Origin of the sequence: Labrenzia sp. R5_0 (genome assembly GCF_017743835.1) — a bacterium.
GTDB lineage: Bacteria > Pseudomonadota > Alphaproteobacteria > Rhizobiales > Stappiaceae > Roseibium > Roseibium algicola.
The window spans coordinates 37693-63661 of record NZ_JAGHRK010000005.1 but is presented as its reverse complement, the minus strand read 5'-3'; the positions used below and the strand labels follow the sequence as shown (position 1 = coordinate 63661).

At 60.6% G+C, this 25969-nt stretch carries 20 protein-coding genes; 14 read left to right on the top strand and 6 right to left on the bottom strand.

Annotated elements, in window-relative coordinates:
• The first annotated feature begins 79 nt into the window (after positions 1–79).
• From J7447_RS23705 to J7447_RS23660, 10 genes are all read left to right on the top strand, one after another.
• The gene (locus tag J7447_RS23705) at positions 80–448 is read left to right on the top strand and encodes a FeoA domain-containing protein (RefSeq protein ID WP_209171138.1); all 369 of its coding nucleotides are present in this window, start codon (positions 80–82) and stop codon (positions 446–448) included.
• Complete coding sequence (gene feoB, locus J7447_RS23700) at positions 448–2829, top strand: ferrous iron transport protein B (protein WP_209171137.1); 2382 nt, start codon at positions 448–450, stop codon at positions 2827–2829. The genes J7447_RS23705 and feoB overlap by 1 nt, the downstream gene beginning before the upstream one ends.
• 585 nt (positions 2830–3414) lie before the next feature.
• On the top strand, positions 3415–5151 hold the full coding sequence (dhaL, locus tag J7447_RS23695) for a dihydroxyacetone kinase subunit DhaL (RefSeq protein WP_209171136.1): 1737 nt from the start codon (positions 3415–3417) through the stop codon (positions 5149–5151).
• 19 nt (positions 5152–5170) lie between these two features.
• The gene (dhaL, locus tag J7447_RS23690; RefSeq protein WP_209171135.1) at positions 5171–5833 is read left to right on the top strand and encodes a dihydroxyacetone kinase subunit DhaL; all 663 of its coding nucleotides are present in this window, start codon (positions 5171–5173) and stop codon (positions 5831–5833) included.
• Entirely contained in the window at positions 5833–7920 is a 2088-nt protein-coding gene (locus J7447_RS23685) for a bifunctional sugar-binding transcriptional regulator/dihydroxyacetone kinase subunit DhaK (RefSeq protein ID WP_209171134.1), read from the top strand. The genes dhaL (J7447_RS23690) and J7447_RS23685 overlap by 1 nt, the downstream gene beginning before the upstream one ends.
• A gap of 131 nt (positions 7921–8051) precedes the next feature.
• Entirely contained in the window at positions 8052–9032 is a 981-nt protein-coding gene (locus J7447_RS23680; RefSeq protein WP_035907770.1) for an ABC transporter permease, read from the top strand.
• Positions 9033–9112: 80 nt separating this feature from the next.
• Positions 9113–10114, top strand: a complete 1002-nt coding sequence (locus tag J7447_RS23675; RefSeq protein WP_023001443.1) for a substrate-binding domain-containing protein — start codon at positions 9113–9115, stop codon at positions 10112–10114.
• A gap of 78 nt (positions 10115–10192) precedes the next feature.
• Positions 10193–11797 carry a sugar ABC transporter ATP-binding protein gene (locus tag J7447_RS23670; RefSeq protein ID WP_075281778.1) on the top strand — a complete coding sequence of 535 codons (1605 nt, stop codon included), beginning with the start codon at positions 10193–10195 and terminating at the stop codon, positions 11795–11797.
• Between the two features lie 56 nt (positions 11798–11853).
• Positions 11854–12813, top strand: a complete 960-nt coding sequence (locus tag J7447_RS23665) for an ABC transporter permease (RefSeq protein ID WP_228148166.1) — start codon at positions 11854–11856, stop codon at positions 12811–12813.
• A 23-nt stretch (positions 12814–12836) separates the two neighbouring features.
• On the top strand, positions 12837–13781 hold the full coding sequence (locus J7447_RS23660) for a sugar kinase (RefSeq protein ID WP_209171133.1): 945 nt from the start codon (positions 12837–12839) through the stop codon (positions 13779–13781).
• A 19-nt stretch (positions 13782–13800) separates the two neighbouring features.
• Here J7447_RS23660 and J7447_RS23655 read toward each other — a convergent pair whose 3' ends face one another.
• The 6 genes from J7447_RS23655 to J7447_RS23630 all read right to left on the bottom strand — a co-directional run bounded on the left by J7447_RS23655 (position 13801) and on the right by J7447_RS23630 (position 20230).
• Positions 13801–14781, bottom strand: a complete 981-nt coding sequence (locus J7447_RS23655; RefSeq protein ID WP_209171132.1) for a sugar-binding transcriptional regulator — start codon at positions 14779–14781, stop codon at positions 13801–13803.
• Between the two features lie 169 nt (positions 14782–14950).
• Positions 14951–15808, bottom strand: a complete 858-nt coding sequence (locus J7447_RS23650) for a DeoR/GlpR family DNA-binding transcription regulator (RefSeq protein WP_209171131.1) — start codon at positions 15806–15808, stop codon at positions 14951–14953.
• Positions 15809–15908: 100 nt separating this feature from the next.
• Positions 15909–16856 (bottom strand): D-ribose ABC transporter substrate-binding protein, encoded by a 948-nt coding sequence (locus J7447_RS23645; protein ID WP_023001437.1) that lies wholly within the window; start codon positions 16854–16856, stop codon positions 15909–15911.
• Positions 16857–16954: 98 nt separating this feature from the next.
• Entirely contained in the window at positions 16955–18004 is a 1050-nt protein-coding gene (locus J7447_RS23640; protein ID WP_077294270.1) for an ABC transporter permease, read from the bottom strand.
• Between the two features lie 13 nt (positions 18005–18017).
• Complete coding sequence (locus tag J7447_RS23635) at positions 18018–19559, bottom strand: sugar ABC transporter ATP-binding protein (RefSeq protein ID WP_077294273.1); 1542 nt, start codon at positions 19557–19559, stop codon at positions 18018–18020.
• Complete coding sequence (locus J7447_RS23630; protein WP_286189517.1) at positions 19556–20230, bottom strand: DUF2291 domain-containing protein; 675 nt, start codon at positions 20228–20230, stop codon at positions 19556–19558. The genes J7447_RS23635 and J7447_RS23630 overlap by 4 nt, the downstream gene beginning before the upstream one ends.
• A gap of 539 nt (positions 20231–20769) precedes the next feature.
• Between J7447_RS23630 and J7447_RS23625 the strand changes: the two genes are divergently transcribed.
• The 4 genes from J7447_RS23625 (at position 20770) to J7447_RS23610 (ending at position 25953) form a co-directional block, all read left to right on the top strand.
• Complete coding sequence (locus J7447_RS23625) at positions 20770–22374, top strand: FGGY-family carbohydrate kinase (RefSeq protein WP_353653817.1); 1605 nt, start codon at positions 20770–20772, stop codon at positions 22372–22374.
• Between the two features lies 1 nt (position 22375).
• Positions 22376–23893, top strand: coding sequence for a glycerol-3-phosphate dehydrogenase (locus tag J7447_RS23620; RefSeq protein ID WP_209171129.1), 1518 nt, complete (start codon positions 22376–22378; stop codon positions 23891–23893).
• A gap of 46 nt (positions 23894–23939) precedes the next feature.
• Complete coding sequence (locus J7447_RS23615) at positions 23940–24872, top strand: TIM barrel protein (protein ID WP_209171128.1); 933 nt, start codon at positions 23940–23942, stop codon at positions 24870–24872.
• 145 nt (positions 24873–25017) lie between these two features.
• Entirely contained in the window at positions 25018–25953 is a 936-nt protein-coding gene (locus J7447_RS23610; RefSeq protein WP_152508001.1) for a sugar-binding transcriptional regulator, read from the top strand.
• The last annotated feature ends 16 nt before the right edge of the window (positions 25954–25969 follow it).

Genomic DNA, 25969 nt, shown 5'->3' with positions numbered 1-25969 from the left:
CTGTCAGACTTGACTATGGTCAATTGGGTCGGGTTCTTCCGGTGCTACGCCCTTATTCGGAACAAGAAGGGCTTCGCCAATGTCTGAAACAATCCTTCAAACCGAAAGTGGACAAATAACGTCGCCGCCGACGGCCGATGGCGCGGATGTTCTGACGCTTGCGCATGCCGTGCCGGGCAAGGCGTATCATGTTGTCTGCCTGGGCGAGACACGCCACTCGCGCATGGAACTTCTTGCGGCCGGGCTTGCACCCGACACGGTCATCAATCTTCTTCGCGGCAACGGTTTGCGGCCGCGCATCGTGGCATGTGGCGACATTCGCGCCGCCATCGGCGTGGATCTGGCCTTGTCGGTCCATCTCTCTCCTTGTGACTGCGGCTGCGGTTGCGACAGCAATCGCCAGAAGGAACAGGCCCACGAACACGTTTTCCGGGGGAGGGGCGTCTGATGGGCTGTTCCAGTTGTGCCGCACCCGGTTGCGTTCGGCGAGACCTTCTGCCCTGTGCGCCGGCGCAGTACCGGGTTTTCCTGCTCGGCCCTGCCAATTCGGGCAAGTCCACGCTGTTCAACATGCTCACCGGCGCCCGGCAAACGATCGGCAACTGGCCCGGCGTGACCGTCGATCGAAAGAGCGGAACGGCTGTCATCAAGGGTCTGACCGTAGAATTCGTCGATCTGCCGGGAATCTCGAGCCTGTCCGCTCCCCAGGCGGAACGGATAGATGAAAGGGTTGCCAGAGACGCGCTCGTCAACGTAGCGCACGATTCCCTGATTGTTGCGGTGGATCTGTCCGCGCCGCATCGCGGATTGTCCATGTTGCTGCAGGCCCGTGGAAACGGCGTGCCGGTTGTGGCGGTTCTGACGAAGGCCGACTGCTGGACGTCGGCTGCCGTGGACGCAGCCGCGCGGGTTCTGAGCGAACAATTGAATGTTCCAGTGGTTGCCGTTTCCGGCAGAACCCTTTCAGGGCTCGATCAGCTCCATGACCAGCTTGCACGTTGCCTGCAAGATCGGCAGCACGTTTCCTCTCCTCAGCAGACATCCTTGCCCGGCAAGGTCTGCGATGCCTTGGAGGCGTTGCAACAGGTACTGGACGGCAGGCCCGAATATGAAAACGCCAACACCGTTGCCGCATCGCGCCGGTTGATGGAGCGGGACTGGCTGACGGAAAAACGCGCGAGACAAGACCTTCTTGAAATCCGTGACCGTTTGATCGAGGAGACCGGACCTGTGGATGGTGTGCCGCTCGACCAGTATCTGGCGGACGCGCCCCTTGCACAGGCAACCCTTCTGGCGCGCCGCATAGATATGCCGCCCCCTGCAGGTCGCAGATTTCTGTCCGACAGGTTCGACCGGATCGCCCTTTCGCCATGGTTCGGCCCGGTGCTGTTTCTTGGCGTGATGTATCTCCTGTTCTTCCTGACGATCAATGTGTCCGGCGTCTTCATCGATCTTTTCGACGGCCTCGGTCAGGCTGCCTTTGTCGATACGCCGGCGCTCGTTTTCCATCAGCTGGGGCTGTCCGGCACGGTCCTCGACATTGCCGTCGGCGCAATCGGTACCGGCATTCAGACGGTCGGGACTTTCGTGCCGGTGGTCGGGTTCCTGTTCCTGTGCCAGATCTTTCTGGAGGAAAGCGGATACATGACCCGCGCCGCCGTGGTCGCGGACCGCGTGATGCGTCGTCTGGGACTGTCGGGCCGCGCCTTCCTGCCGCTTGTGCTGGGCTTCGGATGCACAATTCCGGCCGTGCTGGCAACGCGAACTCTCGACACGCGCGCCGAGCGCATTTTGACCTCGATGATGGCGCCCTTCATGTCCTGCGGGGCGCGCCTTCCGGTCTATGCGCTGTTCGCCGCTGCTTTCTTCCCGGTTGGGGGCCAGAATGTCGTTTTCGCACTTTATCTGATCGGCATCGCGGCAGCGCTATTCACCGGCTGGATGCTGGCTCCCCGGCTCACCTTGCAGCGACCCAGGCCTCTGGCAATCGAGCTGCCGATCTACCAGATGCCACCACTTTCCAGGGTCCTGCGGCTCTGCTGGGCCCGGATCCGGCAATTTGTTGCCGAGGCCGGGAAGACCATCGTGATCGTGGTTGCGCTCCTGTCGTTTCTGAATTCCGTCGGCCCTGATGGCAGCTTCGGCAATGAGGACAATGGCACCTCCATACTGGCGCTCACAGCCCGGCAGGTTACGCCCGTTCTTGAACCCATGGGCGTCAGTGCCGACAACTGGCCGGCAGCGGTCGGTCTTTTCACCGGCATGTTCGCAAAGGAAACCGTCGTGGGGACCCTGCAGGCTCTCTACGCCTCCGGCGAAACGGCAGGTGAAGTGATTCCCAATCCGATGGATACCGCACAAGCCACGGTGCTTGCCCTGGGCGAATCCCTGCTCGGCCTGGCGGATGCCTTGCTTGATCCGCTTGGACTGGATGTCGGTGACATATCCAGTTTTGAAGCTGCGGCAGGCGAACAGAACGTCCAGCCAGCCGTCTTTGCCGAAATGTCCAGGTACTTCGGCAGCCAGAGCGCTGCATTTGCCTACATGCTGGCGGTATTGCTTTACATCCCCTGCGTTGCGACCCTTTCTGCGATTGCTCGGGAGATCGGTGCCGGTTGGGCCGTCTTTGCTGCGGCATGGACAACGTTCGTCGCCTACTCCGGTGCCACGATCGCCTATCAGCTCAGCCAGATCGGCAACCACGCTGAACGCTCCCTATTCTGGCTGGCACTCATGACGGGACTGATCGGACTGACCTTCTTCATAAGTCGGACCCTTGGAAGAAGTGGTCCGTCCAAGGCGGATTTTCGACCTTCCGCATCCGGGTGAATTTTACCCTCATAACTAGAAAGTGCCAATTTGTGCCGTCGGGCGTTCGAGGGGTGGCAAAGGGCGATCGATGCTGTGGGCATCTGCAAGGCCTTCGCTTCCCTGCGTCGATAAGAGCAGCCAAAAGGCATGTCTGAATGCTCATTTAGATCAGTGCCTTAGATCCGTGGGTCATTACCCGCCGTTCTCTCGAGTTGGACGGAGCCAGGTCAAGTTGACGGCATCGAAATTCGTTCTCCAAACAAGTGCAGATACCGAAACCTTAGGTAGTGGGAAGGCGGTTCCGGCCCTGGCCGAGATTGCGGCTGCAATGCTGTAGCGTCGCTGGACGACAGCGTTTCGACACGGAAAATGTCAATTTTTGATATTATTCGACTCTTGCTTGACAAATGACAAAATACGGATGAAGCATAGAGCCCATCAAGACCGGACCTGCACGTTCAGGGCGGCTCAGGGAGGAGCTAATCAGCGTCACTCTTGTCTCGGAAACTTCGGTTGGCCGAGCGCGGACCTTTGTTCAAAGGCGTCTCGCGCATGGCTTCCGGGGCTGAGCCCTTCTGTGACGTTTTTTCAAGCGGAAAGAGAATGCAGAGATTTATCAACGACCCAGACAACCTCGTGGACGAGACCGTTGCCGGCTTCGTGAGGGCGCATAGCGACCTTGTCCGGCTGGATCCGGAAAACGACCGTGTTGTCGTGTCCACCACAGCGCCGCGGCCAGGTCGTGTGGGTATCGTCACTGGTGGTGGATCGGGTCACGAACCGGCCTTTATCGGCTACACCGGCCGGAACCTTGTCGACGCCACCGCTGTTGGCGAGCTGTTCTCCTCACCGACCGCCAAGAGCTTTGCCGATGCGATCCGCGCCGCCGATGGCGGCAAGGGTGTTGCCGTCCTCTACGGCAATTATGCCGGCGACAACATGAACGTGAAAATGGCCAAGGAAATGGTGGCTCCCGACGGCATCGAGGTCGTTACGGTGGTTGCCAACGACGACGTCTGCTCTGCGCCGCTTGCCGAGCGGGAAAAGCGCCGGGGTGTAGCCGGAGAAATCTTCATGTGGAAGATCGGCGGAGCGAAGGCTGCGCTCGGCGGGTCATTGACGGAAGTGCAGGCGGCCGCGCAAAAGGCAATCGATGCCTGCCGGTCCGTTGGTGTGGGTCTCGGGCCCTGCACCTTGCCCGCTGTGGGTCATCCCAACTTTTCGATCGAAGCCGGTACGATGGAAGTCGGCATAGGTCACCACGGCGAACCCGGAGTTCGTGTCGAAAAGCTCGCTTCTGCCGATGCCGTGGCCGACGACATGCTGAAGATCGTTCTCGATGATCACGGACTTGAGGACGGTGCGGAAGTCGCCGTGCTTGTTTCGGGTCTCGGTGCCACGCCCGTGAACGAGCTTTATGTCCTCTACAACCGCATCGAGACACGTCTCCAGGCGCAGGGCATTCGTGTGCACAAGGCGTTTGTCGGCAACTACTTCACCTCGCTGGAAATGATCGGTGCGACCTTGACGGTCATGGCGCTCGACAGTGAGCTGAAAGAGCTGCTGGACATGGCCGCCGAGGCACCGGGCATGTCGACCGGGAAGGTCGAAGCACCGGAAGTTCCCGAAGGCGCTCAGACCCACAGGTCACGGGGAAGCCGAAAAGAAGCGCGGCCCACCGTCGCAAAGGATGTCACCATCGAGGGACCTTCTGTGCCTGTTGCAGGATCTCAGGAGATCGTGGCGGAAGTTGCCGAGGTGATCGTCGCGAACAAGGCCTATCTTTCCGAAATAGACGGTCTGATCGGGGACGGTGATCACGGGATCAACATGGCCAAGGGGTTTGGTCGTGCCGCGGAGCGTATTTCCGGCAAGTCCCTTTCACTTGATGAGGCGATGAGCGTTCTGTCCGATGTCCTGATGAGCGAGATCGGCGGATCCATGGGGCCATTGTACGGCTTCATGTTCCAGGAAATGGCAACGACCGTTCAGGGGCGCCCCGCCATCGATGCCGACGGGTTCTCGGCCGTTCTCAATGCCGCGCTTGAAGGTGTCCGCCGGACCGGTTCGGCAAAGGTCGGCGACAAGACACTGATCGACACGCTTGTTCCGGCGGTCGAAGCCTTTGACGGAGCAAAATCGCAAGGGTTCGTTGCTGCCCTTGCTGCCATGCGCAAGGCCGCAGAACAGGGACGTGACAGCACGATCGATCTGGTCGCGAAGATCGGACGTGCCAGCCGTCTGGGCGAACGATCGCGCGGTGTGCTGGACGCAGGCGCGACATCCTGCTGCCTTATCCTGGTGGCACTGGCCGACTCACTTGAAAAGAGGCTGGGCTAAACGGAGCAGCAGACGAACCATGACAAACCTCAACGCAACGCAAATGACCGAATTGCTCCGCATCGTCTCGATGCGGATCGACGAAGCAAGTGCCGAACTTGGTGCCCTGGATGGCGCCATCGGTGATGCCGACCATGGGAACACCATGGCACGCGGATTTGCCGCGGTCGTTACCGCATGCGTTGAGGCTGCAAACCAGGACGTGAAGGCCGGTGCCCTGTTGCCGATTGCAGGACGCTCGTTCCTGAATGCCGTCGGTGCAACGACCGGACCGCTCTATGCCAGTGCCTTTCTTCGGGCTGGGCAGGCGTTTGATACGCAGCAGGATATTCCGGTGGATCGTCTCCCGGAGATGGTCGTCTGCTTCTGCGACGGGATTGCACAACGGGGCAAGGCGACCCCCGGCGACAAGACCATGCTGGACGCCTGGGGGCCGGCTGCGCGTGCCGTAACAGAAGCACAGCAGAACGGGGCAGGCCCGGTTGCTTGCCTCGATGCCGCGCTGGAGGCCGCGAGCGAAGGGCGAGAAGCCACGCGCGCCATGGTCGCCTCCGTCGGCCGGGCCGCAAGACTGGGTGAAAGATCGCTCGGGCATGTCGACCCGGGAGCCGCCTCCGCAGTCATCATCATTGCCGCATTGCGCGAGGGTCTCGCGAACCTCCTGCAAGGGGAGGCAAGCTGATGGTGAAGCGTTCCGGCGGGAAACCCGACAAGGCCATCCTGAGTGAAATGCCGATGCGGTTCGGCGACGATCCGCTGCTGTGGGCTGCCTGGCTCTATTACGAAGACGGCATGACCCAGGCGGACATCGCTAACCTCATGGGGCTCTCCCGGGCGTCGGTGAATACCTATCTGGCCGATGCGCGCACGCGTGGGCTGGTCAATATCGAGATCGAACCGGATCGTTTCCGTTCGGTCATGATCGCAAAGGCCATGAAGGACCGCTTCAACCTGCAGGATTGCCTGGTCATCCCCAGCGAAGGCGGTGATCGTTCGCTGTTCGAACGGCTCGGCGCTGCAGGAGCGCAGGTGCTCAAGAGGCTGGTGCGCGCCGGCGACACGATTGCGGTGGCCTGGGGCCGGTCTGTTCTGTCCCTTGCCGAGGAATTGCACCATCCGGGCCTTGCCGACATTCGCGTCGTTCAGGCGTCCGGCAGCACGACGGCGCGTATACCCTGGACCCCGGAGGCCTGCGCCGCGCGCCTTGCCGAAGCGCTCGGGGCTCGTTGGGTGCCCCTGTCGGCACCTGCCATCGTATCCTCGCCGGAAATGCGCGAACGGCTGCTGGCCGAAACCGTCTTGTCCGAGCAGATGGTCGTTCTTTCGGAAGCCAATCGCATCGTGATGGGCATTTCGTCGATGCGCCCGGAAAGCACAATTCACACAAGCGGCTTTCTCGACGGGGTCGACCAGCAAGCGCATTATCAGGACGCAGTCGGCAGCGTCAGCGGGCGCTTCATCTCGGCACGCGGGGAACCGGTCATCGGTCCGGTCAACGATCGGACGATCGGCCTTGATCTTGCAGCGTTGCGGGCAATCCCGCAGCGCATTGCGGTTGCCGGCGGTATTGAAAAGGTTTCGGCGATCCTTGCTGCGCTGCGCGGCGGATACGTCAATGTGCTGATCACCGATGCGGCCAGTGCAAGAGGTGTGCTCACGGCGGATGGCTGGCAGGAGCCGAAACGGCGTTCGCAAGTCCCGGCCCCTGTTGTCGACGGGGCTGCACCGCGCGTCCATCACGGCGGCGACAAGAAACTGATCAACGAAGCACGGGACATTGTCGACGAGAGTATCGACGGTCTTCTGCTGGCGCATGAACCCTTGCTTGCCAAGGTGCCGGGGACCCATCGTGCCGTGATGGCGCGGAACGGGCCGAGGTCCGGCAAGGTCGGCATCGTCATAGGGGGCGGTTCGGGCCATGACCCCGGGTTCTGGGGTTATGTCGGCCAGGGCTGCGCTGATGCTGCCGTCATGGGCAACATCTTTGCCGCGCCGCCGCCTGATCCGATTCTGGCTGCGAGCCGTGCAGTTCATGGCGATGCCGGGCTTCTTTATATCTACGGAAACTTCTCCGGTGACGTCATGAACTTCGACATGGCTGCCGAAATGGCAGCGGCGGAGGGAATTCGTGTTCGTCAGGTAGTGACGACAGACGACATCGCCTCGTCACCACCGGATGCCCGCGGGTCGCGCCGGGGTGTTGCCGGCAACGTCTTCGTTTTCAAGATCGCGGGGGCTGCGGCAGATCTCAATGCCTCGCTCGAGGCCTGCGAAATCGTTGCGCGGCGGGCGGCCGACTGTACCTACACGATGGGTCTGGCCCTGGAGCCGGTAAGGCTGCCCGATACCCGTCAGCCGAGTTACGAGGTCGGTCCGGACGAGATGGAGATCGGGGTCGGCATCCACGGTGAACCCGGTGTGATGCGGCAAAAGATCGTCAAGGCGGATGATGCCGCGGATCTGCTTCTGGACCGCATTCTGAGCGAGATGGCACCGGTGCGCGGCGATCGCGTGGCGCTGCTCATCAACTCGCTCGGCGGCACCCAGACGATGGAACTCTACATTCTGGCACGCCGTGTCCGCCAGCGTCTGAAGGCGCATGGCATCGGCGTTCACCGCACCTTCGTCGGACCGTATTTCACCTCGCTGGACATGAAGGGAGTGTCGCTCTCGCTGATGAAGCTGGACGACGAGCTTATCACCCTTCTCGACCATCCCTGCCACACTCCTGCACTGACGGAACTCGGTGAGCAGAAGGGCGAAAAGTGAGGAAAAGACAATGGGTTAAAGGTGAATTGTCAAACCTTGAATCAGAGTGATTGACATTTGTCAGATACCCTTGTCTAAATACAATTAACGATCCGGAGTGCAAACGCTCCGGCCCCTGGGAGGAAAGATTGTTGCCTAGAGCTGACCGACAGACGGTGTTTTTGGCGCTGATCAATGTGATCGTGCTGGTCACCGGTGCCCTGCTTGCAGGTGCCAATTTTATCGACAGCTATAACCTGCAGATCATGGCTGCCCAGGTACCGGAGCTCGGCCTCCTGGCACTTGGCGTGACCCTGGCCATGATCTCCGGGAACGGCGGCATCGATCTTTCCGGCATCGCCCTGGCCAATCTTTCCGGCATCGTTTCGTTTCTGGTCGTTCGTGCGCTTATCGTGCCGGGTGACGATCCGCTGCTGTTCTCCTGGACGTTCGCCGGCGTTGCAATTGCGGTCGGTCTCGTCGGTGGTCTTCTGAATGGAATAGTCATCGCCTTTGCCGGTCTGACGCCGCTGATCGCGACACTCGGCACCCAGCTGCTGTTCACCGGTGTCGCCGTCTGGCTGACCAACGGATCGGCGCTCAGCCTCGGATATATTCCGCCGCTCGACAGCTTCGGAAACCTGCCCGTTCTCGGCGTTCCCCTGTGCTTCACTCTGTTTGTCGTGGTGGCCGCGCTGATTGCCTATGTCCTGCGCTATACGCCCTTCGGTGTGAAGCTGATGCTGCTCGGGTCGAATGCCAAGGCCGCTCACTATGGCGGTATCCCGGCCCGCCGCATGATCGTGATCACCTATACGATCTGCGGAATTCTGGCCTCTATCGCGGGTGTCGTCATCGCTTCACGCAATCTGTCCGTCAAATGGGATTACGGCAGCTCGTATGTCCTCATCGCGATCCTGATTGCGGTTTTGGGTGGCGTGAAGCCGGAAGGCGGATACGGCAAGGTGCTGTGCGTTCTTCTTGCGGCAACGGCGCTGCAGATCCTGTCGAGCCTGTTCAACTTTCTCGGAATCTCGAACTTCTTCCGCGACCTTGCCTGGGGTGTCCTTCTGCTCGCCCTGCTGGCCTCGGCTCGCGTGAACTTCAGCATCTGGTTGCCATCAAGGCAATAAACGGATGCGCCGCGGGCCTGAGGGCATCCCGGGCGGCGCAAGAATGAACAGCCCTTTTAAAAAACCGTGGAGGAAAGACTATGAAATCAGTCAAGAAACTGGCTGGAAGCGCGCTCGTCCTGAGCACTATACTTGCCGGCCCGGCTTTGGCTGCAGACGAGCAGACCATCACGACGGTCGTGAAGGTTACCGGCGAAAACTGGTTCATCCGCATGAACGAAGGCGTCGATGCCTTCAATGCGGACAAGGAGGCTATCGACGCCACCCAGATCGGTCCGGCACAGGCCGATGCCGCTCAGCAGGCACGCATCATCGAGGATCTGGTTGCCAAGGGCGTTTCCGCGATCGCGGTAGTGCCGATGGATCCGTCCGCACTGGAAGGCGTGCTGCGCCGTGCACAGGGCCGTGGCATCAAGGTCATCGCCCATGAAGGTGACAGCATTGTCAACGCGGATGCCGACATCGAAGCTTTCGACAACGCCGCGTTCGGCACCAAGATCAACGAAGGCCTGGCCGAATGCATGGGCGGTGAAGGCAAGTGGACGACCTTCGTCGGCTCGCTCGGCAGCCTGACGCACAACCAGTGGGTTGATGCCGGTGCGGCCAACGCGGAAGCCAAGTATCCGGGCATGGAACTGGTTGCTGCGAAAAACGAATCCTTCAACGACGCCAACAAGGCGTATGAGAAGGCCAAGGAAATCCTGCGCGCCTATCCGGACATCAAGGGTTTCCAGGGTTCCTCCGCAATCGACGTCATCGGCATCGGCCGTGCGATCGAGGAAGCTGGCCGGTCCGATCAGACCTGCGTCTTCGGCCTGGGTCTGCCCAAGGACACCGGACCTTACCTGGAGACCGGCGCTGTCGACCGGATCTACTTCTGGGATCCGAAGGATGCCGGCTACGTGATGAACGTCGTTTCGGAAAAGATCCTCAATGGCGAAGAAATCACCGATGGCGCCGACCTCGGCGTGCAGGGCTACAACTCGGTCAAGGTGAGCCAGGGTCCGGGCAAGGGCATCATCATTCAGGGTCAGGCCTGGGTTGATGTCGGCAAGGAAAACTACGGCGAATACCCGTTCTGATCCACTGACACACGACTGCAAAACAGGGGGCGCGGGAACACCGCGTCCCCGAACCTATCGAATTCACAGGACGTCACTATGCAGCCCCAGCCCGCTCAGTCTCAAAAGACAGGCACGGCGCCTTTTCTAGAGATCCGCAATGTGCGCAAGTCGTTCGGCGGCGTGCAGGCGCTGAAGGATGTCAGCGTCACGCTTCATGCCGGACAGATCTACCATCTCATGGGTGAAAACGGCTGCGGCAAGTCCACGTTGATCAAGATCATCTCTGGCGCCCAACCGGCGACATCGGGACAGATCTTCATCGATGGCGTGCAGACCGAAGGCGAGGTCGCAGGCGATCTCGGTGCCATCGGTGCCCTGCGCGCGGGCATCGAGACCGTCTATCAGGACCTTTCCCTGCTCCCCAATCTGTCGGTTGCCGAAAATGTCGCCCTGACAGGCCAGCTCGTGGAAGCAGACGGCAGTCTCGCCCGGAGGCTGAAGCTGGGGGCGCTTTACGAAACCGCGGCCAAGGCTCTCGAGCAGGTTCATCTGCCGACGGACCGTGCCTTCCTGACGCGCAGAATTGACACGCTTCCTCTTGCAACCCGGCAGCTGGTCGCGATTGCCCGCGCCATTGCCGCAGAGGCACGGCTCGTCATCATGGATGAGCCGACCACTTCGCTCACCCGGCAGGAAGTGAACTACCTGCTTTCCGTGGTCCGGAAGCTTTTGGACAAGGGCGTGACGGTCCTGTTCGTGACGCACAAGCTCGACGAAGTGAAGTCGCTTGGTGGACACGCCATCATCATGCGTGACGGCCAGAAGGTCGCCGAGCGCGACGTGACCACCACCAACAAGGCCGAAATCGGTCATCTGATGACCGGTCGCGAGATTTCCGAGGCCCGGTATCGCACCGAGCCGAAAATCGGCGACACGCTGCTTCAGGTCGAGGGACTGAGCCAGGGACGTGCCTTCAAGAACCTCTCGTTCACGGTGCGCAAGGGTGAAATTCTGGGTGTGACCGGCCTTCTGGATTCCGGCCGCAACGAGCTGGCCCTCGCGCTTTCCGGTGTCGTCCCGGCAGAGCGCGGCACGATCCGTTTGGACGGCCGGTCGGTCGCCCTGCGTTCGCCGGCCGAGGCCATCAGGGAAGGTGTCGGCTATGTTCCCGAAGACCGCCTGACCGAAGGCCTCTTCCTGGAGAAATCCATTCAGGACAACGTCACGCTGCCGGTGCTGAACAGGCTGCGCAACTTCTTCGGAATGATCAGCCAGCGCAAGGCGCGCAAGCTCTCCGAAGACCAGATCACTGATCTTCAGGTGGTCGCGCCCGATGTCACGGTGCCGGTGCAATCGCTTTCGGGCGGTAACCAGCAACGGGTTCTGATCGGACGCTGGCTCACCATCGAACCACGCCTTCTGGTGCTGCACGGCCCGACTGTCGGCGTCGATGTCGGCTCGAAGGACACGATCTTCCGCATCATTCAGCGTCTGGCGGACGACGGTATGGCTGTCGTGATCATTTCCGATGACCTTCCCGAGCTGCTGCAGAACTGCGACCGCATTCTCGTCATGCGACAGGGCGGGATCGTCGCCGATTATGCGGCCGAAGAGGTCGATGAAGACGGGATCTACCAGACAATGGCTGCAGGCCCGGCGACGGAAGCGCCGGCGAACATGGACGAGGAAGCCGCACAGTGACCGACATGACCCTTACCAACAGCGGACCCGGCGTGTTCAAGCGCATCTGGGATCTGATGGGCCGCAGACCGGAGCTGTTCACTCTTGCACTCGTCATCCTGACGGTGATCGGCGTTGCAATTGCCAATCCGGACTTTCTGGCGGTCAACAATCTCTTCGACATTCTGCGGGCCTCGGTGGTCCGCGGCATCTTCGCGATGGGCGTGCTTGCCGTTCTTGCCGCCGGCGGGATCGATGTATCGTTTACCGCGATTGCCGCCTTCGTCATGTACGCGCTGACCATGCTGGTCACGAATGTGTTTCCGGGCATGCCGATCTGGGTGATCCTGCCGTTGGCCGCCGCCGGAGGAGCTGCTTTCGGCGTGGTCAACGGGCTTCTGGTCCATGCGCTGCGCACGCCTTCGCTGATCGTCACCATCGGCACCCAGTACTTCATTCGCAGTTTCCTGCTGACGTTCATCGGAACGGCCCTGTTCATGAATATTCCGGCCGCAATGGATGGCTTCGGGAAAGCCTCGCTGATCACGTGGCATGGCACCAATGGTGTGATCTCGACCCTGCCGGCAACAGTGCTGGTGCTGGTGGCCGCGGCTTTTGCGACCTGGTTCATCCTCGAAAGAACGCTCATGGGACGGGCGATCTTTGCAGCTGGCGGCAATCCGGGCATTGCCGAGCGCCTCGGGTTCAATCTGTTCTATGTCAGGTTGTTCGTCTTCGGCTGGGCCGGCCTTCTGGCTGGTGTCGCTGGTATCGTGCATGTCGCTTCGAACCGGCTTGCCAACCCGTTCGACCTTGCAGGCATGGAACTGGAAATCATCGCGGCAGTGGTGCTCGGCGGCGCCAAGATCACCGGCGGTTCGGGAACCGTGGTCGGCACACTGCTCGGCGTTGTCCTGATCACGCTGGTCAGCAACGTTCTTGTCTTCATCGGTATCCCCAGCACGCTTCAGCTCGCCATCATCGGCGCCTTCATCCTGCTGGCGGGCACGATCTTCGCATTGCGCAACCGCGCCTGAAACATAATTTCCCGGGAGGAAAAATGAGCCACGATGCTGCTGTCATAGGCCTTTACATTCTTGACGTTCTCGGTCGTCCGGTCGATGGGATCCCCGAGGGCGGCAACGTCGAGTTCATCGACGAAATTCGGTTGACCGTTGCCGGTACCGCAGGCGGTACGGTGATCGATCTGGCGAAACTCGGGCTGAACTGCCTGGCCGTCGGAGCCGTCGGCGACGATGAAAAGGCCGACTTCGTGCTGTCAACGCTCGGCAGGTTCAAGGTCGACACCAGCCTGATGCAGCGGCTCGAGGGCGTACCGACGTCGGCAACCATCCTGAACGTGCGCCGCAACGGTGACCGTCCGGCCCTGCACCAGCGCGGCGCGTCCGATCATTTTGATGTCCCCGCCGACATGCTTGATGCCGTGCTGGCGCCGTCAATCATTCACCTGGGTGGAACCGGACTCCTGGCCAAACTGGATGGCGAGCCGAGCGCGAGACTTCTGGCGGAAGCCAAGAAACGTGGCCGCACGGTCACCTTCGATTTGCTGGGAGCCAACGAAAACACAATCGACCTGCTCCTGCCGCTGCTTCCTCATGTCGATTATTTCATGCCGTCGATCGAAGAAGCCCGTCTGATTTCCGGTGCAGGTGACATCCAGGAAGCAGGACGTTTTTTCCTGGATCGCGGCGTCAAGCAGTGTGTATTCACGCTCGGCGGTGACGGTGTCTGCTTCATGGATCACCAGGGCGAGTTTGTCCGCCAGCCAGCGTTCGAAATTTCCGTTGTGGATACGACCGGCTGCGGCGACGCCTTCGATGCCGGGTTCATCACGGCCCTTCACCACAAGATGGATCTGAAGACTGCGCTGAACTTTGCGCAGGCCTCGGCGGCGCTTGTGGCGACGGGGCTCGGGTCTGACGCGGGCATCAAGAGCTTCGAGGACACCGTCAACTTCATGAATTCGGCAAAGGTTCTTGCCTGACCAACAGAACGCGCGGGCCTCAGCCCTTGAGGAGGGCCCGCGCCGTTTCCAGGTCGGTGACAAAATGGGTTGCATAGCCACCCTTCAGCGTTGCGCGGATTGCCTCGAGCTTTGACAATCCGCCTGCCACGCAAAGCCGGCGTGGAATGGCGCGCAGTTCGTCGAGTTCGATCCCCATCATGCGCTTGTCGAATTCCCGCGTGATCTGATTGCCCTCCTCATCGAGGAACCGGCAGATCAGAACGGCTTTCGCACCGTCTTCACCGTAAGCGTCGATTTCCTCGTCCGTCGCGATGTCGGCAAAGCGGATGGTGCTTTCCGGACCAAGGCCGCCGAGCCCGAAAACGATCGTACGGGCTTGCCGGATCATGTCGAACTGGCGTTCGAGGGCAGGTTCACGTCGCAGCGCCTGGCATAGGTCTGCGCTGGACAGAACTGCGGGTGCATTCAGGTTCATGCTGATCGCACCAAGCTTACGGGCCATGATTGCGGTGCAGAGTTCGGCGGAAAAGTCGCGCTTGCTGGTAGCGGCTCCTGTCACCTGAACCACCGTGACCCCGTCGACGTCGCTCATGGGTTTCAACGCGTCGGCAACCGCAAGAACAGTCTTGCCCCAGGAAACACAGAGTATCTCACCGGGGTCGATCATCCGCTCCAGCTGGCGCGCACCGGCTGCACCAAGGGTCAATAGCCGTGTCTGGGCATCCGCGCCGGGTTGATGCTGCACTACCAGCGTTTCTCTGAGGCCAAAGCGTTCGCATATCTCCCGTGAGAGATCGGAACGTGCCATGACGCCCGCATCCATGGCGATGCGAACGACACCCCGCTCTCGTGCCTCCTGAAGATAGTTCACGATGGTTGCGCGCGAGACACCGATGATGCCGGCAATGTCGCTCTGGTTGAGCGATTCTTCGTAATAGAGCCAGGCTGCCCAGACGACGACATCGTCAAACTCCACAGGTACGCGGCGATTGACCTCTCGAGACGGTTCCATTGTCATGACCGCTCCCCCCTTTGTTGCCGATCTGAATTGCACGATTTCGGCCGATAGTCCAATCCGCCGATTAGGGAATCTGACTTTTGGCAACATTAAGTAACATTTGTCATTTCGTTGCAACAAAAGACGACAATGTCACGATTGTCTGGAGACAAGAATTGTCGAGAGGATCTCAGGCAAGCCGGACGTCGATTTTTCTGGACAGCATTCGGTCGACAAGCAGCGGGGGAACGGCGGAATTCACGACAACCGCGTCGTAGTCACGAAGATCGTTGCCACCGTAAAAGGCTTTCTTGTCGAACATCCCATGGCTGGCAACCAGGATGATCCGCTTGGCCTTTTCCTGCATCGCATTCCGAACGGCCAGGTCTTCTTCTGTCTCGTAGAAGGTCTTTTCCTCGAAGATCGCATCCGCAGAGACAATCGCCGCATCCGCATCGATGTCGTTGATTTCCCGGATCGTTTGCGGACCGTGGAAACAGCCAGACCAGGATTTGAACGTTCCGCCGAGCCCGATGAGAGAAATATCGGGAAGTTCGCGGAAATCGTTCATCAGATCGAGGGAGTTGGTCACGATGGTGAGCGGCACCTTGCTGGCGAGGTACCTGGCTGCGTGCCTCAGGATCGGGGAACCTGCGAGAAAAACGGTCTGGCCGGGCTGGATCAAATCCGCAGCGGCCGCTGCGATCGCCTGATAGTCGCCGTCGTCATTTGCCGCGGTATCAGCCGGTTCAGCTAAACCAGCAGCACTGGTTCTGGAGGTGATCACACCGCGGGACTTCGAGACAAGCCCGTCCTCGACAAGCGTGTCGATATCGCGATGGACCGTCATCAGGCTGATGCCGAAGCGTTTCGAAATCTCGTCGATGCGCGCACTCTGGCGGCTGTTGACGTAGTCGGCGATCAAACGCCTGCGCGCGATCTGGCGCGCCTGTCGGCTGTCGGTGGGAAGGTGGGGCCGGTTTCCGGGAGAACTGGTGTTGTCCGATGCCACGCTGTGTCGCTTCTGCTGCTGCTCGATCAGCTTCACTTAACGTCAAAGTCTGAATTTGGCAAAGTGGCAGCGTTGCGGTTCGGTTGCCCGGAAAAAGCGGAGGCACCTTGCGATGCCTCCGTCAGGTGGGGAGGTATTATTGGGTCAGGGTGAAGGCTGCCGTGACCTTGTCGACGTTGTCGGCCGTGATCAGCACGCAATCGAAGAGCTGCTTTTCGCTTTCCGCGCCGGTGGAGCCGGTCTTGATGTACTTGTCGGCCTGGCGGATTGCTTCAGCGGAGAAGACAGCAACCGGCTGCAGCACGGTGTACTGAAGTTCGCCAGCACGGATGGCAGCAACCGCGTCCGGCGAACCGTCAAAGCCACCGACCTTCACCTGGTCAAGCTTGCCGGCTTCCTTCAAGGCGGCGATTGCACCGAGAGCCATTTCATCGTTGCCGGAGATGACGCCGATGATGTCCGGATTGGCCTGAAGCATGGACTGCATCTTCTGATAGCCCTGGGTACGGTCCCAGTTGGCAACTTCCTGCGCTGCCTTTTCCAGATCCGGGTACTGGGTCAGCACGGTTTCGAAACCGTTGGAACGGGTTGCTGCGTTGTTGTCGGAGGGCGCACCGAAAAGCTCGACGTATTTGCCCTCTTCACCAACGGCTTCCACCCACTGCTGCGCACCGATTGCAGCGCCCTGGGCGTTGTTGGAAACGAGCTGTGCCTGGGCAAGGCCTTCCTGGTTGATTTCAGCGTTGATGAGGAACACCGGAATGCCGGCGGCCACGGCCTTCTTCACCGCGCCGACAGAACCGTCTGCATTGGCCGGGTCGAGAATGATTGCCTTGGACTGGTTGGTGATCGCGGTGTCGATCAGGGTGCTTTCGGTGTTGGTGTCACCCTTATGGGCGCTGACCTGTGCTTCGTAACCGAGCTCTTCCGCAGTCGCCTTTGCCACATGGCCTTCGGTGTACCAGTAGGGGTTGGCCGGGTCGTTGACGATGATCGAGATCAGGCCGTCGGCAAGAGCCGGGCTTGCAATCATCGGCAGGACGGCGGCAGCAGCAAGCAGGGTCCGTCTGGTAAATTTCAACATCGAGTATTCCTCCCTTAGCGTGAATGGGGGTCGCCAATTGGCGGGTATTCCCGCTCCCTAAGTCCTCCGGGAGCGGCGAAATCTGTTCGAGGCAGTGGCTATTTCTTCCGCGCGCTGCCGTATTGGATGGAGTTCATCAGGACGGCGAGCACGATCACGGCACCGGTGAAGACGGTCTGCCAGTAGGACGAGACGCCGATGATCACGAGGCCGTCGGACAGGAAGCCGATGACGAAGGCACCCAGCATGGTGCCTCGGACGGTGCCTCGGCCACCGGTCAGGGCTGCACCGCCGATCACCACAGCAGCAATTGCGGTCAGCTCGTAGGTCGTTCCCGCGGTCGGGCCAGCGGATGTCAGCTGGGACGAGAGAACAAGACCTGCGATGGCCGCAAGAATGCCGGAGAGCGTATAGACCGCAACTTGCACCTTCTTGACGGGAACGCCGGAAAGATCGGCCGCGTGGGCATTGCCGCCGGAAGCATAGAGCCAGCGACCGAAGGCGGAACGGCTGAGCATCAGGCCGGCAACGATCGCAAGTGCCGCCAGCACCAGAACACTGATCGGTACGCCGAACAGACGGTTGAAACCAAGCCAGTCGAAACCGGTGTTTCCAAGCGAAGGATCGCCGGACAGGTTGTTGTAGGTGAGGCCGTTGGTCATCAACAGGGCGATGCCGCGGGCGACATACATGACGCCGAGCGTTGCCACGAAAGCCGGAACGCGGAACCAGGCGATCAGGATCCCGTTGACCGCGCCAACCAGCGCCCCGACGACACAAGTAATGACGACCACCGCCCAGACCGGCGGATAGACGATGACGCCGAAGGCATTCAGAACGATGCCCTGCATCTGGAAGCCGGCAATGACACCGGACAGGGCCAGAATGGAGCCGACCGAAAGGTCGATACCGCCGTTCAGGATCACCAGCAGCATGCCGATGGCCAGAATGCCGTAGATCGCCACATGCGAGGACATGATCAGGAAGTTCCCGACCGTGAAATAATGCGGCGACAGGAACGAGAAAACGGCAATGATCGCGATAAGGGCGAAGAAAGCGCGGCCTTCGAGAAGGAGCCGTCCTATATTGTGCTCGCGGGACTGGCGGTTCTTGGCGACCGGTTGCGTGTTGGCGCTCGTAACGCTCATGATCTGATCTCCGTCAGGCGACCACGGCTTCGCCGGAGGCGGCCATGATCTTTTCCTTGCTGATGGTTGAATCGAATTCCGCCGAGATCCGGCCCCGGTGCATGACGATGATGCGGTGGGCGATGGACAGGCATTCGCCGACTTCCGAGGTCGAGTAGATGACTGCCAGACCTTCGCGGGCACGTTCGGCCAAGAGCCGGAACACTTCCGCCTTGGCGCCGATATCGATGCCGCGGCTTGGCTCGTCGAGCATGATCACCTTCGGCTCGGTGGCCAGGATCTTGCCGATCACGACCTTCTGCTGGTTGCCGCCAGACAGCGAGCCGATCGCCGCGTCCGGTCCGGAGGTCTTGACGGTGACCTTGCGGATGCTGGTTTCGATGAGATCGGATTCCAGCTTTCTGGACGTGAAGATGCCGCGCGTGAAATCCATGATGGAGGCAAGCGACAGGTTCTGGCCGACCGTCATTGTCTGGACGAGGCCGTCCTTCTGCCGATCCTCGGGAACAAGCGCGAGACCGTTGGCAATTCTCTGGCCGATCGAGAGGGGCGAGACATTGCCGCCGTTCAGGAGGATGTCTCCCGTCTCCTGCTTCAACCGCCCGGCGACGGTTTCCAGAAGTTCGGTGCGTCCGGCGCCCATCAATCCGTAGATGCAGACGATCTCGCCGGCTTTCACGTCAAGCGACAGGTCGTCGACCACGTTGTAATCCGCACCTGACGGGTCGGCGACGGTCAGATTGCGAATGGAAAGGGCGGTTTCGCCAAATTCGTAACCGGTCGGTGGTGAGCCGAGATCATAGTTCTCGCCCACCATGTTGCGGACGATCCATTCCAGGTCGATGTCGCTGCGTGGCGCATAGGCGGTCATCACGCCATCCCGCAGGACAACCGCGTGATCGGTGATCTGGAGCGCTTCTTCCAGGTGATGGGAAATATAGACGATGGAAACGCCGCGGCTCGTCAGATCGCGAATGACCTTGAACAGCACTTCCACTTCCGAGGCAGAAAGGGCAGAGGTTGGCTCGTCCATGATCAGGATACGGCTGTCATATGAAAGCGCACGGGCAATTTCGACGATTTGCTGCTGGCCGAGGCGCAGATCCTCAACCGGCGTCAGCGGGTCGATTTCCTCTTCCAGCTCCACCATCAGCGCTCGCGTCTGGCGTTCTTCCTCCGCGAAGTCGACCCCCATCGGTCCGCGAATTTCACGGCCCATGAAGATGTTGTCCCGCACGGAAAGGTTCGGCGCCAGGCTCAGCTCCTGGTGGATGATGGAGATGCCTCTGTCCCGGGCTTCGGTAGCCGAGGCAAAGGTGATCGGTGCGCCATCCAGGATGATTTCACCCGTCGTCGGCGTCGTGATGCCGGACAGGATGCGCATCAAGGTCGACTTGCCGGCGCCGTTTTCGCCGAAAAGGGTGGTGACCTGGCCACGATGAATGTCGAAGTTGACGCCCTTCAGAGCCTGGATCGCACCGTAGGACTTGGCGACATTACGCGCGGCGAGCACGACTTCGTCTTCAACTGCGGCAACGGGATGGATCGCGTTCATCGAACGGTGACCTCCGTCGGTGTTACCAGCCAGTTCTTGGGATTGATCAGGCGGAACGCGCCGGTGACCCGAATGGTCTTGCCGGTGAGGGCACTCGTGTCGAGGCCTTCAAGCACCACCTGCTTCATTGCCCGGTTGATGGCGGAAGCGGCGTTCTGATACTCGATCTGGTTCTTGAAATCGCCGAAGGCGATATCCCCCGGGACATCGCGAAGATCCGTGCCGTTGATGGCAGGACCCGTCTGGACGCGAACCCGGATTTCCGACGGCACACCGTCGATCGTGACGTTGTAAAGTCCCGACTTTCCTTCGCCGACGACACCTTCGAACTTCACCGGAATGATCGAGCCGGTAGACGAAGCCGTGCCGTAGGTTTCGGCCAGCTTCGTTTTGTCGGAAAGCGCCAGGGCGCCTATCTCGCTAGCTTCGACCGCCTTCTGTGCAACGAAGTCGCGAATACGCGGGAAAGTGTCCACACCATAGACGTCAGGTGAAAAAGCCTGTTGCCGAATGTCGCTCTCGGAGCCGACACGCACGACCTTGGTGTCCAGGACTATGGCGCCGGCCACTACAGCGGCGATCGCGACCGCGATCCACTTTCCATAGCTGGGCTTCACGAATGATGCGCCGCCGACTGCTGTTTCGACCTTGGCCATATCTTCCTCCGGCATGCAATTCTCGTTCGGCCGCGACAAGGCTTGCGGCCGGCATGTTCTTCTCGTGTCAGGAGCTGGATGTGTCGGGCGCCCGTTAATCGCGCCGTTCAGCACGTTCTTAGCGGCTATGCGCAACTGGATGCGCAAATGCCCGGTGCCGCGTGCGGCATTGATCCGCGATGCGCTTCCGGGTGACCGTCATTTCTAACGTGAAAACCATTGTTCTCCTCCCAGTCCGCGCTTGCGCGGCTTTTTCGTTTGAGGGTCCCGTTCCTGCGAACGTTGCTCCCGCCCTCGCACCGGGAGAAATGCCTGCTGCATGCCTCCCAATGACAATCACCCTAGATGAAATAAATTACTTTGTCAGTAAAAAAATACATGCATATGAGATAATAGTGTTATATATAGACTACAGAAGCTTCGTCCCGAACGGCGCATGCAGGGCTGTGCAAACAGTCAGGATCTGCGAGAGTCCGGTCAGTTGAAGCTTTCTGGGAGGAATGAAATGCAAGCCGAAATAGCGGCTCTTGAGCATGGCTTGGGCGGTGGATGCCATCATGCATAAGGGCGACATTCTTATCGGAATCGACTCCGGCACGTCCGTGGTGAAAGCGGTGGCGTTCGACCTTTCAGGCACCCAGATTGCGGTGGCTTCGGTCACGAATGCCTATGACACCGGCGCGGGAGGTGCCGCGACCCAGTGCATGAGCCGAACCTGGCAGGACTGTGTCACAGCCCTGAAACAGCTTGGTAATTTGGTCGAAGGCCTGAGCGGGCGCACTGTCGCGATCGGCGTGACCGCGCAGGGAGACGGAACCTGGCTGGTGGGGCGGGACAATGTTCCGGTCGGTGACGCCTGGCTTTGGCTTGATGCCCGTGCCGCACCTACTGTCAGCCGGCTGGAAGGAAATGCGCTGAACCGGGCCCGGTTCGAGGCAACGGGAACAGGGCTGAATACCTGTCAGCAAGGCGCCCAGCTTGCGCATATGGACCGGTTTGATCCGGCAAGCCTGGACCGCGCGGAAGTCGCGCTTCATTGCAAGGACTGGCTCTACCTGAACCTCACGGGCGTCCGGGCAACGGACCCGTCCGAGGCAAGTTTCACCTTCGGCAACTTCCGGACCCGGCAATATAACGATGTGGCTATCGAAGCACTCGGCCTCAGGCACCGGCGGCATTTGCTGCCGGAGATCGTCGAGGGAACGGAAACGACCTACGGGCTGAGCGATGCGGCCGCGAAGGTGACGGGCCTTCGGGCAGGGACACCGGTTTCGCTCGGCTACGTCGACATGGTGATGACGGCACTTGGCGCCGGTGTCTACACGGGCGAAGCGGATGCCGCCTGTTCGACGATTGGCTCCACCGGTGTGCACATGCATGCCAAGCCAGCCGAAGAAGTGCACCTCAATGCTGAAGGCACAGGTTATGTGATTGCGTTGCCGGTGCCGGGCATCGTCACCCAGGTGCAGACCAACATGGCGGCCACGCTCAATCTCGACTGGGTTCTCAACATTGCCGCTGACGTGATGCGCGGCATGGGACAGGATGTCTCTCACCGCGATCTGGTGTCCCACATCGAGGGCTGGCTTGCCGCCGGCAAGCCGGGCGCCATCCTCTATCACCCCTACATCTCCGAAGCCGGCGAACGTGGCCCCTTCGTCAATACCAACGCCCGCGCCGGATTTACCGGGCTTTCCGCCGCAAATGGCTACGCGGATCTGGTGCGCGCGGTGGCGGAAGGTCTCGGTATGGCCGCCCGTGATTGCTACGCCGCAATGGGAGCACTTCCTTCCGAACTTCGGTTGACCGGAGGCGCGGCACGCTCCCCGGCACTGCGCCAGATACTGGCAGCCGCGGTAAACGCACCGGTTCGCGTCTCGGCGCGGGACGAGGCCGGAGCGGCGGGTGCCGCAATGATGGCGGCGGTTGCCACGGGCGTTTATCCGGACATGCGCAGCTGCATCAGCGAGTGGGTCACGCCCTTGCTTGGACAGGCGGAAGCACCCGATCCCGGCCTGGTCCGGTCCTACGAGACTATTTTCCCGGTCTTTGCAGGTCTTCGCAGGGATCTTGCAGGCACATGGGACCTGCTCGCGAAACTGCGCACCGAAAGCCGCGACGAGACGGAACCTGCCAGCAGTGTCACCACAGGAGCATGAAATGACGAGCGAAACGCAGACGATCGATCTTTTGGTGATTGGTGGCGGCATCAATGGCGCCGGCATTGCGCGCGACGCTGCCGGCCGGGGACTGTCCGTCTGGCTCTGCGAAAAGGACGACCTTGCGCAAGGAACGTCATCCCGGTCAGGCAAGCTGGTTCACGGTGGTCTGCGCTATCTGGAATATTATGAATTCCGGCTGGTGCGCGAAGCCCTGATCGAGCGGGAAGTGCTCATGAATTCGGCCAGCCATATCATCTGGCCCATGCGCTTCGTGCTGCCACACAGCCCGGCAGACCGCCCGGCCTGGCTCGTGCGTCTCGGCCTGTTTCTCTACGATCACCTGGGAGGCCGCAAGAAGCTGCCGGGCACCCGGACGCTCGATCTGCACAGGGATCCGGAAGGTGCGCCGATCCTCGACAGTTACAAGCGCGGTTTCGAATATTCCGACTGCTGGGTCGACGATGCCCGCCTTGTTGTCATCAACGCACTGGACGCCTTCGAGAAAGGGGCTCGGGTTCTCACGCGTACGGCTGTTGCCAGCGCGCGCCGCGACAACGGCGTCTGGCTGGCAACATTGCGCAACAGCGAAACCGGCGAAACGTCAACAGTTCGGGCCAGATGCATCGTCAACGCGGCAGGTCCCTGGGTATCCGATGTCATCTTGAACGTAGCCGGATCGAATTCCAGCCGGAACGTGCGGCTGGTCAAGGGAAGCCATATCGTCGTGCCGAAGTTCTGGCAGGGACAACAGGCCTATCTGGTTCAGAACGACGACAAACGGGTGATCTTCATAAACCCCTATGAGGGCGACAAGGCCCTGATCGGAACCACGGATATCGCTTATGAAGGCCGGGCCGAGGACGTGCAGGCCGAAGAATTCGAGATCGAATATCTGATCAAGGCCGTGAACAGGTACTTCAAGGCAAAGCTGCGCCGGTCGGATGTCCTGACGTCCTTCTCGGGTGTGCGTCCATTGTTCGACGACGGCAAGGGCAATCCGTCCGCCGTAACGCGCGACTATGTGTTCGATCTCGACATGACGGACAATGTCCCGCTTCTGAATGTCTTCGGCGGCAAGATCACGACTTTCCGCGAGCTGGCCGAGCGCGCGATGCACAAGCTTGACCGGATCTTCCCGCAGATGGGCGGCGACTGGACGGAAACCGCCACGTTGCCTGGCGGCGAAATTCCGAATGCGGATTTCGAAAGCTTTTCGGAAACGATGCGGGAGGCTTATCCGTGGATGTCGCGCGCCCTTTTGAAACACTACGGGCGCTGCTATGGGGCAAGGACCAGCCGGATAGTCGGCTCGGCCACCGCACTGGACGGGCTTGGCAGACACTTCGGCGCGCAACTCTATGAGGCCGAGGTGCGCCATCTCGTCAATGAGGAATGGGCGCAGACCGCCGATGACATCCTGACCCGGCGGACCAAACACGGCTTGCACCTGAGCGCGGATGAAAAAGCGGCCTTCTCGAGCTGGTTCAACGCCGAATACGCCGCACGCGCCGCCTGATATCCGGCTCGGACGCCTGCCATTTCCCCCGACGACTGGACACTTCATGCCCCTGACGCTTTCGCTCAACACAAACCCGCTGGTCAATCGCTACGCGGATCCCGCGGATCTGATCGAGACGGTCGCACGCGACCTGAAGATCCGCGACCTGCAGTTGACGCACGAGTTCATCAACCCCAGCTGGCCGGCGCCCCTTATCCGGCGGTTGACGCGCGAAATGTCGGCGTCACTTGCCAGGACAGGTGTGCGGGTGACCAGCGGTATGACGGGCCCCTACGGCCGTCTCAATCATTTCGGTCATCCAGATGCCGATGTGCGGCGTTATTATGTAGACTGGTTCAAGACCTTCGCCGACATCATCGGCGATCTCGGAGGCGTTTCCGTCGGCACCCAGTTCGCGATTTTCACCTACAAGGATTACGACGATCCGGTCCGGCGGGACGACCTGATCAGGATCGCCATCGATTGCTGGGCGGAGGTTGCCGAACACGCGAAGGGGGCGGGTCTGGAATATGTTTTCTGGGAGCCGATGAGCATTGGCCGGGAATTCGGTGAGACCATAGCGGCCTGCCTTGCCCTTCAGGAGCGAATTTCGGCCACGCCGATGGCCGTTCCGATGTGGATGATGGCCGATATCGACCACGGTGACGTGACCAGCTCAAATCCGGACGATTTCAACCCCTTTGCCTGGGCCGAAGCCGTTCCCCGGGTGTCGCCGATCATTCACATCAAGCAGAGCCTTCTGGACAAGAGCGGCCATCGACCCTTCACGGCGGAATTCAACGCCCGTGGCCAGATCCATCCCGAGCCGCTTCTGGAAGCTTTGGCGAAAGGCGGCGCCGAGGACAATGAGATCTGCCTGGAGCTCAGCTTCAAGGAGCGCGAGCCAAATGACCGGCAGGTCATTCCGCAGATCGCCGAGAGTGTTGCCTTCTGGGCACCTCATATCGATACGGGCCAGCAGGATCTCAACATCTAGCTGATCGGGTCTTCGGCTATTGCCAACGGGCTTGCGGTAGCAAGGCCCCGATATCTAAGCTATTGAAATCAGGTGACCGTCGCGGTTCGGCTGGCGGCGGCAAGCGGCATTGCGAAATATTGGGAAGGTACGCAAGGTGAGGGATATCGACCCGGAGGAATCGCTCGCGACGCGGGCTGCCTGGCTGCATTACGCCGGTGGACTGACACAGGCGGCCGTGGCAAAGCGGCTCGGGGTTGCCTCGGTCAAGGCGCACCGGCTGATCGCAAAGGCGGCTGCCGAAGGGGTGGTGAAGGTCTCCATTGATGGTGCGATCATCGAATGCGTCGAGTTGGAGGACAGCCTCTGCGACCGGTTTGGCCTCGAATTCTGTGATGTCGCACCGGATCTGGGCGAGCCCGGCATGCCGCTGCGGGCTCTGGGCCAGGCCGGTGCGGATTTCATCCGCCGGGAAATCGAGCGCAAGGAGCACAAGGTCATTGGCCTTGGCCATGGCAGGACGCTTTCCAACGCTGTTCGTCTGATGAGCCGCATGGATGCAGGCGGTGTCCAGTTCGTTTCCCTGCTCGGCGGATTGACCCGCAACTTTTCCGCCAATCCGTACGACGTCATGCATCGCCTTGCCGAAAAGACGGCGGCGAGCGCTTTTGTCATGCCGGTGCCCTTCTTTGCCAATTCGTCGGAAGACCGGGAGGTGTTGCTCGCGCAGCGCGGGGTTCAGGACGTGTTCGACATGGCAAACGCAGCCGATATCAAGCTCGTCGGGATTGGCACCGTAGCGCCGCAGGCGCAACTGGTCTCGTCCGGCATGATCGAACTCAGTGAGATCCAGGAAATCAAGGCCGGTGGCGGTGTCGGTGAAATGCTCGGCCACTTCTTCGATGCCAGTGGACGGACACTGGAAACGACCCTGACCGCCCGCACGCTTGCGGCCACGCTGGACGAACGGGCCGACAGTCAGATCATCGCGATTGCAGGTGGCCCTGAAAAGATTGAGGCCATTCGCGCCATCTTGCGCAGCGGACGCCTGCGTGGCCTCATCACCGACGAGACCACCGCGCATGCCCTGACCGGAGCGTGACCGGTCAGGATGCGCA

Coding starts and splice junctions, on each gene's coding strand:
- dhaL (WP_209171135.1), top strand. CDS start 5,171: ATGACAAACCTCAACGCAACGCAAATGACCGAATTGCTCCGCATCGTC.
- J7447_RS23685 (WP_209171134.1), top strand. CDS start 5,833: ATGGTGAAGCGTTCCGGCGGGAAACCCGACAAGGCCATCCTGAGTGAA.
- J7447_RS23640 (WP_077294270.1), bottom strand. CDS start 18,004: ATGAGCGTTACGAGCGCCAACACGCAACCGGTCGCCAAGAACCGCCAG.
- J7447_RS23675 (WP_023001443.1), top strand. CDS start 9,113: ATGAAATCAGTCAAGAAACTGGCTGGAAGCGCGCTCGTCCTGAGCACT.
- J7447_RS23705 (WP_209171138.1), top strand. CDS start 80: ATGTCTGAAACAATCCTTCAAACCGAAAGTGGACAAATAACGTCGCCG.
- J7447_RS23660 (WP_209171133.1), top strand. CDS start 12,837: ATGAGCCACGATGCTGCTGTCATAGGCCTTTACATTCTTGACGTTCTC.
- J7447_RS23630 (WP_286189517.1), bottom strand. CDS start 20,230: ATGCCGGAGGAAGATATGGCCAAGGTCGAAACAGCAGTCGGCGGCGCA.
- J7447_RS23670 (WP_075281778.1), top strand. CDS start 10,193: ATGCAGCCCCAGCCCGCTCAGTCTCAAAAGACAGGCACGGCGCCTTTT.
- dhaL (WP_209171136.1), top strand. CDS start 3,415: ATGCAGAGATTTATCAACGACCCAGACAACCTCGTGGACGAGACCGTT.
- J7447_RS23645 (WP_023001437.1), bottom strand. CDS start 16,856: ATGTTGAAATTTACCAGACGGACCCTGCTTGCTGCTGCCGCCGTCCTG.
- J7447_RS23665 (WP_228148166.1), top strand. CDS start 11,854: ATGGGCCGCAGACCGGAGCTGTTCACTCTTGCACTCGTCATCCTGACG.
- J7447_RS23655 (WP_209171132.1), bottom strand. CDS start 14,781: ATGACAATGGAACCGTCTCGAGAGGTCAATCGCCGCGTACCTGTGGAG.
- feoB (WP_209171137.1), top strand. CDS start 448: ATGGGCTGTTCCAGTTGTGCCGCACCCGGTTGCGTTCGGCGAGACCTT.
- J7447_RS23615 (WP_209171128.1), top strand. CDS start 23,940: ATGCCCCTGACGCTTTCGCTCAACACAAACCCGCTGGTCAATCGCTAC.
- J7447_RS23635 (WP_077294273.1), bottom strand. CDS start 19,559: ATGAACGCGATCCATCCCGTTGCCGCAGTTGAAGACGAAGTCGTGCTC.
- J7447_RS23620 (WP_209171129.1), top strand. CDS start 22,376: ATGACGAGCGAAACGCAGACGATCGATCTTTTGGTGATTGGTGGCGGC.